16 protein-coding genes and 1 tRNA gene are annotated in these 10,422 nt (G+C 62.0%); 8 read left to right on the top strand and 9 right to left on the bottom strand.

Annotated features, from left to right (window positions below; all coding sequences use genetic code 11):
* The 7 genes from IQ24_RS19860 to IQ24_RS19830 form a co-directional block, all read left to right on the top strand.
* Window positions 1-216 (top strand): DUF2312 domain-containing protein (locus tag IQ24_RS19860; RefSeq protein WP_145400118.1); only part of this gene is annotated, 216 nt, incomplete at its 5' end.
* Window positions 216-1,370 (top strand): DNA polymerase III subunit beta, encoded by a 1,155-nt coding sequence (locus IQ24_RS19855; protein WP_145400117.1) that lies wholly within the window; start codon window positions 216-218, stop codon window positions 1,368-1,370. The genes IQ24_RS19860 and IQ24_RS19855, both read left to right, overlap by 1 nt.
* Complete coding sequence (locus IQ24_RS19850) at window positions 1,370-1,627, top strand: hypothetical protein (RefSeq protein ID WP_145400116.1); 258 nt, start codon at window positions 1,370-1,372, stop codon at window positions 1,625-1,627. Before IQ24_RS19855 ends, IQ24_RS19850 begins: the two co-directional genes overlap by 1 nt.
* Window positions 1,624-1,851 carry a helix-turn-helix domain-containing protein gene (locus tag IQ24_RS19845; RefSeq protein WP_145400115.1) on the top strand — a complete coding sequence of 76 codons (228 nt, stop codon included), beginning with the start codon at window positions 1,624-1,626 and terminating at the stop codon, window positions 1,849-1,851. Before IQ24_RS19850 ends, IQ24_RS19845 begins: the two co-directional genes overlap by 4 nt.
* The gene (locus IQ24_RS19840; RefSeq protein ID WP_145400114.1) at window positions 1,851-2,534 is read left to right on the top strand and encodes a hypothetical protein; all 684 of its coding nucleotides are present in this window, start codon (window positions 1,851-1,853) and stop codon (window positions 2,532-2,534) included. The genes IQ24_RS19845 and IQ24_RS19840 overlap by 1 nt, the downstream gene beginning before the upstream one ends.
* Window positions 2,531-2,728, top strand: a complete 198-nt coding sequence (locus tag IQ24_RS19835) for a hypothetical protein (protein WP_145400113.1) — start codon at window positions 2,531-2,533, stop codon at window positions 2,726-2,728. Before IQ24_RS19840 ends, IQ24_RS19835 begins: the two co-directional genes overlap by 4 nt.
* Window positions 2,712-3,800, top strand: a complete 1,089-nt coding sequence (locus IQ24_RS19830; protein WP_145400112.1) for a tyrosine-type recombinase/integrase — start codon at window positions 2,712-2,714, stop codon at window positions 3,798-3,800. Before IQ24_RS19835 ends, IQ24_RS19830 begins: the two co-directional genes overlap by 17 nt.
* A gap of 27 nt (window positions 3,801-3,827) precedes the next feature.
* On the opposite strand, the gene IQ24_RS19825 is transcribed toward IQ24_RS19830, so the two are convergent.
* The 3 genes from IQ24_RS19825 to IQ24_RS19815 form a co-directional block, all read right to left on the bottom strand.
* Window positions 3,828-3,903, bottom strand: a tRNA-Trp gene (locus IQ24_RS19825).
* 61 nt (window positions 3,904-3,964) lie between these two features.
* Window positions 3,965-4,291, bottom strand: coding sequence for a hypothetical protein (locus IQ24_RS19820; RefSeq protein ID WP_145400111.1), 327 nt, complete (start codon window positions 4,289-4,291; stop codon window positions 3,965-3,967).
* Window positions 4,292-4,299: 8 nt separating this feature from the next.
* Window positions 4,300-5,073, bottom strand: a complete 774-nt coding sequence (locus IQ24_RS19815; protein ID WP_145400110.1) for a hypothetical protein — start codon at window positions 5,071-5,073, stop codon at window positions 4,300-4,302.
* Between the two features lie 65 nt (window positions 5,074-5,138).
* Here IQ24_RS19815 and IQ24_RS19810 point away from each other — a divergent pair, with 65 nt between their 5' ends.
* On the top strand, window positions 5,139-5,429 hold the full coding sequence (locus IQ24_RS19810) for a hypothetical protein (RefSeq protein WP_145400109.1): 291 nt from the start codon (window positions 5,139-5,141) through the stop codon (window positions 5,427-5,429).
* Here IQ24_RS19810 and IQ24_RS19805 read toward each other — a convergent pair.
* The 6 genes from IQ24_RS19805 to IQ24_RS19780 form a co-directional block, all read right to left on the bottom strand.
* On the bottom strand, window positions 5,426-7,267 hold the full coding sequence (locus IQ24_RS19805) for an ABC transporter ATP-binding protein (protein WP_145400108.1): 1,842 nt from the start codon (window positions 7,265-7,267) through the stop codon (window positions 5,426-5,428). The two genes, IQ24_RS19810 and IQ24_RS19805, sit on opposite strands and share 4 nt — an antisense overlap.
* A 61-nt stretch (window positions 7,268-7,328) precedes the next feature.
* Entirely contained in the window at window positions 7,329-7,991 is a 663-nt protein-coding gene (locus IQ24_RS19800) for a CatB-related O-acetyltransferase (RefSeq protein WP_145400107.1), read from the bottom strand.
* Between the two features lie 119 nt (window positions 7,992-8,110).
* The gene (locus IQ24_RS19795) at window positions 8,111-8,524 is read right to left on the bottom strand and encodes a GFA family protein (protein ID WP_145400106.1); all 414 of its coding nucleotides are present in this window, start codon (window positions 8,522-8,524) and stop codon (window positions 8,111-8,113) included.
* Window positions 8,521-8,913, bottom strand: a complete 393-nt coding sequence (locus IQ24_RS19790) for a VOC family protein (RefSeq protein ID WP_145400105.1) — start codon at window positions 8,911-8,913, stop codon at window positions 8,521-8,523. Before IQ24_RS19790 ends, IQ24_RS19795 begins: the two co-directional genes overlap by 4 nt.
* A 106-nt stretch (window positions 8,914-9,019) precedes the next feature.
* Window positions 9,020-9,535 (bottom strand): hypothetical protein, encoded by a 516-nt coding sequence (locus IQ24_RS19785; protein ID WP_145400104.1) that lies wholly within the window; start codon window positions 9,533-9,535, stop codon window positions 9,020-9,022.
* 161 nt (window positions 9,536-9,696) lie between these two features.
* Window positions 9,697-10,422, bottom strand: a 726-nt coding sequence (locus IQ24_RS19780; RefSeq protein ID WP_242008375.1) for an EF-Tu C-terminal domain-related protein, incomplete at its 5' end; no start/stop codon positions are given.

Here is a 10,422-nt window from a genome sequence, read left to right as displayed (position 1 = left end):
GAGCTGCGTCAGTTCATCGAGCAATACGAGCAGCTTGATGCGGAGAAGAAGGACATCGCCGATCAGCAGAAGGAGCTGATGGGTGAGGCCAAAGCGCGGGGCTACAGCCCCAAGATCATGCGCAAGGTCATCGCGCTGCGCAAGCGCGACAAGGACGACGTGGCCGAGGAAGAGGCCATTCTTGAAATGTACAAAGCCGCACTGGGGATGCTGTAATGAACGCTCTTTCCGATATCGTTGCCCAACCCGAACCTGTCGCGTCGGCCACCTCTATGCGCTGCACGGTCGCGGATCTGCGCCGCGCCGTGTCCCTGGCATCCAGCGTGGTCGAGCGGCGGAACACCATTCCCGTTCTCGGCTGCATCGCCATCTACCCGCAGGCCGACAAGCTGACGATCTGCGGCACGGATCTCGATCAGATGCTGTCGGTCGAATGCCCGGCCCAATGTGTTGAAGCCTTCGGCGCATTCACACTTGAGGCGCGCCAGCTCGCCATGCTGCTGCGCGGTGCCGAGGCCAAAGAAACCGTCACCATCCAGCGCGAACCCGAAGACAAGTTTGGCGATGTCTTGTCCATCCAGATCGGGCCCCTGACGCTCAGACGGCGCCAACTGGCCCCCATCGCCGACTTCCCGGCCATGGCCGAGCTGCCCGATGCGCCTGAGATCAGAACGATTGCCGAGGGCTCGCTGCGCAAGATGCTGGACACCTGCCGTCCCTGCATCTCGACCGAGGAAACCCGCTATTACCTCAACGGCATTTACCTGCATACCATCTGCGGCAAGCTCACAGCGGTCGCGACGGACGGCCATCGCCTGGCGCTTTGCAGGTCAGAACAGGACTGGCCGCTGCCGGCGCATATCCTGCCCACCCGCGCCGTGACCACGCTGGCGAACCTGCTGGCCGCTGGTGGAGACAAAGAGGTCAGTGTTGCAGGCTGGACCGCGCCCCGGATGCGGTTCCAAGGCGATGGCTGGACGCTGACGACCAGGATGATCGACGGCACCTTTCCCGATTATGACCGCGTCGTGCCGAAGCCCGGCGACGACAGTTACAAGGCCCGGGCCGTTCTGGCACCAGCCCTGTTCCGCCGGATCCCGCCAGGCATCACCGACTTCGGCAGCGCCGCAAAACTCGACCTTGCGGCAAAGACCATGTCCGTCATCTCGCACAGCGACGGGCTGGAGGCATCATTGCCGATCGAGGCGGAAGGCAAGATCTCCATCGGTTTCAACATTCGGTACTTGCACAGCTTCACACAAGCCTATGGAACGATCCACCTGCAGATCAATGGGAGCGGCGACGCAGCAATTGTCCTGTCCGAGGATCCGGAGTTTCTGGGTGTGCTGATGCCGATGAGGGTGGCTTGATGGCTGTGCTCGCCCCCGCCATCCATCGCGGGATCACCATTCACGAGCACGATGTCCCGGGCGCGCGCTTCAGCTGGACCCACGAGGAAACGGGCTCAGCGGGGATCGCCCGGACGGCGGAGGAAGCCATCCGCCAGATCAGCGGCTTCTTTGGTCCTGATCCGGCCTGTCGCCTCTGCCAAGGTCATGGCACCGAGGATTGGGCGTTTCTCGCCTATGCCAGCTGCGCGCACTGTTTCCCGGAGGATGCGGCATGAAGGGCACCGAAGCGCCGTACCTCCATCCGGTCTGTTCATCCGGCATGGCAGGTCATGAGATGTGGAAGATGCGCAAGCAGCTCGGCTTGACGGGCCGGGAGTTCGCCCGCGCCCTGGGCATGAGCCCCAATGGCTACAAGCGCATTCGCGAATGGGAAGCCGGGCGCAGGCCAATCCCGCGAAGCATGGCCGCACGCGTGCGACGGCTGGAGGCAATGGCGTGATGCGCGTGCTGATCGGCTGTGAAACCTCAGGCATCGCGCGGCGCGCCTTCGCTGCATTTGGGCATGACGTCTGGTCCTGCGACATCGAAGCAGCCGAGGATGGCAGCAATCGGCATATCCGCTGCGATATCCGCGATGGCATCCTGCAGGAAGGGTGGGACTTGCTGGCGGTCATGCATCCGCCCTGCACGCGCCTGTGCCGCTCCGGCCGCCGCTGGATGAGTGGACCCGGGAAGTGGACACACCCAAAGCGGCTGCCCAAGGGCCGCAGCTGGGAGGACATGCGCACCGAATTTGAGCTTGGCGTCAGCATCTTTACCACATGCTGGACGGCACCGATCGAGCGGGTCGCCATCGAGAACCCGGAAATGAATGATCTGGCCCGTGATCGCATGCCTGCTGACCTCCCCGCGCCGCATATGGTCCAGCCGCACTGGTTCGGTCACCCCGAATACAAGGCGACAGGATGGTATCTGCGCGGGCTGAAAGCGCTGGTAGCAACAGATCAGCTCGCCGAGCCCGTACGCGGATCCAACGAATGGAAGGCATGGAACCGGGTCCACCGCATGTCACCGGGCCCAGAGCGCGCCCGGCTGCGCAGCAGGTCCTATCCAGGGATGATGCGCGCTGCAGCAGCCCAATGGGGCGGCTATGCAATGGAAGAAGTCAGGAGGTTGGGGTGACCGAGCGCACTGTGTTCAAGCAATCCGACGTCACACGAGCCCAGAAGGCAACCATTGCCGCTGGCCTACATGTCGCACGGACGGAGATCTCTCCTGATGGCCGAATTGTCATCTATCACGATACACCCGCGATAAACGACAATCTCAGCCCCTATGAAAAGTGGAAGGCCGAACAGAATGCGCGTCAAGCTTAAGGGCGTCAATCGAGTCAGCAAGGTTCTCTCGAATGGACAGCGGGTGGTCTACTACTATGCGTGGAAGGGCGGGCCCCGCTTGCCCGGGAAGCCGGGAGATCAGGGGTTTCAGGACGCGTACCACGAAGCCACGAAGGCACGCAGAACACCCGCGCAAGACACACTCCAGGCCATCATCAACGCCTACCAGGACAGCCCAAAGTTCACAGACCTGGCAGCACGGACGCAGGCCGATTATGTGCGCAACATCCGGGTGATCGAAAAGGAATACGGCACATTGCCAATCATCGCACTGCCGGACCCGGCAACACGCGGTGATATGCTGGACTGGCGCGACCGCATGGCGAAAAAATCAAGGAGGCAAGCAGATTATGTCTTCGCCACGCTTGCAGCGATATTGGCGTGGGCAAAAGATCGAGGCCGCGTCACATCCAATCCATGTGAACGACCAGGAAAGCTCTATCGTGCAAACCGCGCAGAGAGCGTTTGGTCTCAGGACGCAGAGAAAGCCCTTCTTGAGGTCGCGCCAGATCGCATTCGTCAGGCGTATATGCTGGCAGTGTGGACAGGGCAGCGACAAGGCGACCTGATCAGGCTCACTTGGCGCGCGTATGACGGCCACAGCATTCGTATGCGGCAGGGGAAAACTGGAAAGCGCATCACAATCCCCGTCGGCGCACCACTCAAGGCCATGCTAGACGCCATGCCGCGCCGCGCTGTGACGATCCTGACCACTGCCGAGGGCAACAGCTGGACAAGCGACGGCTTCCGCACCACTTGGCGCAAGAGCTGCGTAGCGGCAGCGCTGATCGGTCCGGGGATCAAGGGACCGACCTTTCACGACATCAGGGGAACGGCAGTGACCCGACTGGCCCTGGCTGGCTGCACCGTGCCCGAGATCGCGACAATCACAGGTCATGCGCTCAAGGACGTCGAACTGATCCTGGACGCACATTACCTGAAACGCGATAGCGGCTTGGCCGAATCAGCCATGAAAAAGCTGGTCCAGCACGATCACCGGAACCGTTTTTCCCAACCAAGCGCCCAACTGCCCGATGATGCTCGTGATTGATTTTGCGGAAATGCCAGTAAAATTAACTGGCAGGGGTTGGGGGACTCGAACCCACGACCCTCGGTTTTGGAGACCGATGCTCTACCAACTGAGCTAAACCCCTATGCCGCGCGCCTGATTACGTCACGAGCGTCCCCTGTTCAAGAGGGAATGCGAGCCGCCCATCATTTCTTGGCATGGCCCTGCCGGGCAGCATCGCCCCAGGTGGCGGGATCGTCCGCCGACACATTTGCCACGGCCGCATCGCGATCAAGGATCAGATAGCTGCCCGGCATGTCGCCTATCGCGTAATAGTGCGCGCGATCTTCACCTCTCAGCCACCACTCGCCCGAGCCCTGGTTCATCTGCGTCGCCCGGAACGTCCAGATGCTGCTTTCCGAAGGGATGAAATACCCCTGCCCCGTCGCCAGCAGAAACAGGTTCTGGGCAAGCGGCGTGAAAACCATCGCCCCTCCGACAAGCAGAAGGGCGACAAGGACAATCTTACGCATTGCCGGCTTCAGGTCTCATAGAAATACAGCGTCTCTTTGCCGCTATTGGCGCCATTCAGCAGGGCCATTGCGTCTTCACCGTATTGTTCAGCCATCGGGCCACTGCCGTTATAGGCGGTAAAGACCGCTTGCGTCTGCTCTGGCGTCAGCTCTCCGCTGAAGCCGGGTTCACCTGTGACTTCGTCGATCAACTGACGCAGGTGCGCGGCGGCATAGTACATATCAACTTCGGTATCGACGCCCGATATGCCCGTGTCGGCATTCATTCCCCAAAGGCGGTCAGCCACCGCACCGGGCACGACCGGAGTGCCGGGGAAGTTCTGCTGGTGATAAGCCAGCGTCTCCTGCAAGGTCCCGTCGCTCATATTCGCGAGGCCGGTTGAGCCGCGTGAAAACTGATCGGGGATTATATCACCCACAACATCGTCCAGCCATGAAAGACCGGTGGTCAGGGCGCGTTCGCCCGCTTGCAGAAACTTGTCCATCCCCGAGGCGTTCGGGTTGTTTTCCTGCTGCAGAATGACCGCGAGCATCGCAGGCGGCACGCCGTGATATTCCGATGCATCCTGTACCCATCCCCGCAATTCCGAAGGGGTCACGGTCGCCACAGGCCACGTATCACCGTCATCGCGCATATTCGGAATAAGCGGAAATGGCGAAGGCAGACCACCGGTATAGCTGGGGATGTTTTCATCGCCCGGCATGGTGGTCAGATGCCCTGCCGCGCCGGTTTGGGGACTGCCGGGTGGGCCCTTAGGTGCTGCACCACCAAAATTGCGCATCTCGGAGCGCGCACGCTGCGCCTCGCTTTCGATGCCAGCCTGGCCAGATTGTCCGGGCGATGGCGATGGCGAAGCCTGAGGCGAGGTGGTCGGCCGAGGCGCAGGTGGCTGCGGGTTTTGAGGGGAACGCCTGTAGTCAAGCCCGGACGTCTGTTGAACGCTCATGGAAACAAACTCTCAATCATTACGAACGACAGGCGCATACAATCGCGCCCCACCCCAACAGCGGTCAAAACCTTCGCCTCATCAAGTTGAAACTGATCGGCGCCGCTTTCTCTCGGTTGAAAAACATAGGAAAAAGCGAACTTCAGCTTACCCGATCAGGCCGGATGCGCGGGTTCATGCGCGAACGCTAAAGTGACAGGAATCCACCCGATTGCCGCGCCCACAACCGGGAGTAAATCCCGTCAAGGGCCAGCAATTCCTCATGCGTGCCGGATTCGACCACCCTGCCCTCATCCATCACGACCAGCCGGTCCATCTGGGCGATGGTCGACAGGCGGTGCGCGATGGCGATGACGGTCTTGCCCTCCATCAACCGGATCAGCTGCTGCTGGATCGCCGCCTCGACATCGCTGTCAAGCGCCGAGGTCGCCTCATCCAGAATCAGGATCGGCGCGTCCTTCAGCAGCACCCGCGCAATGGCGATCCGCTGCCGCTGACCACCCGAGAGCTTCACCCCGCGTTCGCCCACATGCGCATCCAGCCCCCGCCGCCCCTTGCTGTCGACCAGCGTCTGGACAAAGCCCCAGGCCTCGGCCGCGCGCGCGGCGGCGATGATCTGGTCATCCGTGGCGTCCGGACGGCCATAGGCGATGTTGTCGCGGACCGAGCGGTGCAGCAGCGAATTGTCCTGCGTCACCATGCCGATGCCCGCGCGCAGGGATTCCTGCGTCACCTTCGAGATGTCCTGCCCGTCGATCAGGATCCGCCCCTGGGTCAGGTCGTGGAAGCGCAGAAGCAGGTTCACCAGCGTCGACTTGCCCGCACCCGAGCGACCGACAAGGCCGATCCGCTCTCCGGGTTGGACGGTCAGCGACAGGTCCTTCAGGATCGTCCGCGGCTCGGCATGCTTTTCCGAGTGATAGCGGAAGGTCAGGTGCTGAAACTCGACCTTGCCCTGATGCCGCTCGATGGGCTTTGCGTCACTGGCATCCGTCACCAGCCGGGGAAGGGCCAGACTGCCGATGCCGTCGCGCACGGTGCCGATGTTCTCGAAGAGGCCCGCGAACTCCCACATGATCCAATGCGACATGTTGCCCAGCCGCAGCGCCAGCGGGATCGCGACCGCGACCGCACCGACCTCCAGCTGACCATGGGTCCAGAGGTAAAGGCCCAGCACCGTCACCGCCAGCGTCAGCACCGAGTTCAGCGTCGACAGCACCACGTTCTGGATCGAGGCCAGCCGCATCTGCGCATGAACCGTGTGCAGGAACCCGTCCATGCTTTCGCGGACATAGCTTTCTTCGCGCGCGGAATGGGAAAACAGCTTCACCGTCGTGATGTTGGTATAGCTGTCGACCACGCGGCCGGTCATCACCGCCCGCGCATCCGCCTGCGCCTCCGAGACCTTGGCGATGCGCGGAATGATCCACCACAGCAGCAGCCCGTAAAGCACGCCCCAGCAGGCGAAGGGAATCGCCATCCAGGGGTCGGTCGTCGCCGCCAGCACCAGCGCGCCGATGAAATAGACGCTGACATAGACCATGACGTCCATGAACTTCATCGCCACTTCCCGCACCGCAAGCGAGGTCTGCATCAGCTTCGTGGCGATCCGACCGGCGAATTCGTCCTGGAAATAGCTCATCGACTGGCGCAGCAGATAGCGATGCGCCTGCCAGCGGATCCGCTGGGGAAAGTTGCCCATCAGCGTCTGATGCATGGTCAGCGAAAACAGCGTCTGCAGAAGCGGCAGCGCCAGAACCAGCAGCCCGCCCATCAGCAGCAGGCGGCCGCCCTCGACCTCCCAGAAGGCCGCGCGGTCAGAGGTCGCGAGCCGGTTCACCAGATCGCCCAGATAGCCGAACAGCACGACCTCGATCACAGCGATCAAGGCCGAGCAGCCAGCCATCACCAGCATCCACGGCAGGGCCGCGCGGGAATAATGAACGATGAACCGCCACATCCCCTTGGGCGCCATTTGCGGGGCGTCACCGGGATAGGGGTCCAGCCGGCGTTCAAACCAGCGAAACATTGGTAACCTCAGTCAGTTTGGATTGCGCCGCTCCGGGATCGACCGGACCGGCAGGTTTGCGTCAGGTGCTGGCCGGGGCCAGCCGCTCAAGCGCGTCGATATCCGATGCCGCCAGCGCCGGAGTGGCGCGTTCAATGGCATCCAGCGGCCAATCCCACCATCGCAACGCCAGCAGCCGGGCGATGACATCCGGCGCAAAGCGCATGCGCAGGATGCGCCCCGGATTGCCGACGACAATCGCGTAATCCGGGATCTCTCCGCCGACCACAGCCCGCGCGCCCACGATGACCCCATTGCCGATCCGGGCACCAGGAAGCACGGTCGCCCCGTCCCCCAGCCAGACGTCATTGCCGATCTCGGTATCCGGGATCGCGCCCAGTTGCGCGACATAATCCCGAAGACGCGCGAAATCGAAAATCGCGAAAGGATAGGTCGAGAACCCCGCCATCGGATGATTGGCCGAGCCGGTGATGATCTGCACCCCGTTCGCGATCTGGCAGAAGCGCCCGATGCGGATACGCTCCGGCGCGCCGGGATAGGTATAGGGCGCAAGACGCGCCGCCCAGTCCTGCGGCGCATCGAAGGCGCTGGCATAGGTATAATCGCCGATGGTCAGGTTCGGATGGGTCACGACCCTGTTCAGGTGAACAAGCCCGGTGTTGATCTGACCGTTGGGAAGACGCATGGGATGCGGATTGGACGCATCAAGAAATGGGGAAGTCATGGGGAATCCTTGTGAATCGAGGCCGTTGAAAAACGATCAGATTCGCGGAAAGTCCATGTCACCTACTCCTTTTGTCTGAAGACCGCCTAGCAGATTCGCGGCCCCCTGACAACCCCGCGCTAAAGATGCCGCGTTTCGGGTGCGGGATTTTCCCAGGCGTTGGCCGCCCCATCGGCAAAATAGATCTGTGCCTCAGCCAGTTCCTCGACACTGACGTCGTCCAGCGCATTGATGCAGACCATGACGACCTGCCCGCCCAACATCTCGATATTGCCCTGGGTCCACAGCCGCGTGCCGCAGGTCTTGCAGAACCAGTGATGCATGTCGGTGCCTTCGGGGAAGGTCAGAGGCGTCTCGGCCAGGTGATCTTCGCCCTTCAGCAGGCGAAAGCCGCTCGGGTCGGGCAGCTTCATTTCCCAATAGCGCATCTTGCGGCAGAAGCGGCAGTTGCAGCGCATGGTGCCTTCAGACAAGTCACCATCGGCCTCGAAGGCGACCGCGCCGCAGAAGCAGGAGCCGTGATAGGTCGTCATTGCGCCGCTCCGTGGAAAACCGCTTCGATATTATTACCATCGGGATCCAGAACAAAGGCGCCGTAATAGCCCGGATGATAATGCGGCCGCAGCCCCGGCGCGCCATTGTCACGCCCGCCCGCCGCAATGGCCGCCTGATAGAACGCATCGACCGCCGCCGTACCACTGGCGGCAAAGGCCACATGCACACCGCTGCCTGGCGCTTTGCCGGTGCCGATCCAGAAGAACGGATTGTCGGGCACACCAAAGCCCAAATGCGCGCCATGGCCACCGGTCATTTCCTCGGTGACCTCCATCACCACAAAAACCCCCAGCACCGCCAGCGCGGCCTCGTAAAACGCCCGCGACCGGGCAAAATCACTGACAGTCAGTCCAACGTGATCGAGCATAGCCATCTCCTCTGGAACTCGGGAAAGGCTAGCACAGCATCATTTAGAACAAAACAGGAACTTTTATGACAACGATCCCGCTGCGCAGACTCCCGCCAGCCGCGTCCTAGATCCGGGTGACGCCCGCCTGCTGAGCGAAAGCCTCGATCCGGTCCAGCTCCGCCGCGCTCAGCAGCCGTGCGGGAAAGATGCGAATGACGGTGGGCGCGTCATAGACGATGATCCCGCCCTCGTCCCGCGAGTAGCCCAAAAAGAGCCGCCAGGGAATTTGGGCCACACCATCGGGCAAACTGGCTCCAACCCCCTCGGTCGAGACGCGGACGCGCCAGTCCGCGCGGATGGACGGCGTCGTCGCCCTGATCCGGCGCGCAAGCTTGCGACAGAAGAAGCGCCGACCATAGCCGCTCAGCAAGAAGAAGCACCACAAAGCCAGAACCGCCGCGATGAACAACCCGATATCTTCCACCCTGAGCATCCAGAAATAGCCATAGGCTAGGACCGGCAGAAGCAGAAGGATCACGACGGCGCGCGGTTTCCGTCGCCGCAGATACATCAGGTCGAACCCGCGAGCATAATCCTCGTCCGTCGCCCGAAGGTCGAATTCAACCGGTTCAATCACCATCACCCCTCCCATTTTCTCCGTTGCGCAAATACCCATTCGACCGCGCCACCGGCACCACCTGGCCCCATCGCCCGGCAAAGGATAAAGCCCGCCCCTTTCGGGACGGGCCTTGTCATCTTGATATCCGGGTTGGCCCCGGATCACTCGATGAATCTCTCGCCTCAGGCGATGATCTTCGAGACGACGCCAGCACCAACCGTGCGGCCGCCTTCACGGATGGCGAAGCGCAGCTTCTCTTCCATCGCGATCGGAGCGATCAGTTCGACTTCGAACTTCAGGTTGTCGCCCGGCATCACCATCTCGGTGCCTTCCGGCAGCTTCACGGTGCCGGTGACGTCCGTCGTGCGGAAGTAGAACTGCGGACGGTAGTTCGCGAAGAACGGCGTGTGACGGCCACCTTCCTCTTTCGTGAGGATATAGGCTTCCGCTTCGAACTTCGTGTGCGGCTTCACCGAACCGGGCTTGGCCAGAACCTGACCACGCTCGACGCCGTCACGGTCGACGCCGCGCAGCAGCGCGCCGATGTTGTCGCCAGCTTCCCCGCGATCCAGCAGTTTGCGGAACATTTCCACGCCCGTGCAGGTCGTTTTCTTGGTGTCGCGGATGCCCACGATTTCCAGTTCGTCGCCGACGTTCACAGCGCCACGCTCGACGCGGCCGGTCACAACCGTACCACGGCCCGAGATCGAGAACACGTCTTCGATCGGCATCAGGAACGGCAGGTCAACGGCACGCTCGGGCGTCGGGATGTAGGTGTCGACGGCTTCCAGCAGCGCCTTGATCGAGTTCTCCCCGATTTCCGGATCGCGACCTTCCAGAGCGGCCAGAGCCGAACCCTTGATGATCGGAATGTCGTCGCCCGGGTAGTCGTAGGACGACAGCAGCTC

This window comes from Paracoccus sulfuroxidans (assembly GCF_007830335.1).
GTDB classification, from domain to species: domain Bacteria; phylum Pseudomonadota; class Alphaproteobacteria; order Rhodobacterales; family Rhodobacteraceae; genus Paracoccus; species Paracoccus sulfuroxidans.
Note: the sequence above shows the minus strand (reverse complement) of the source record. Positions and strands in the feature narration are given on the sequence as shown.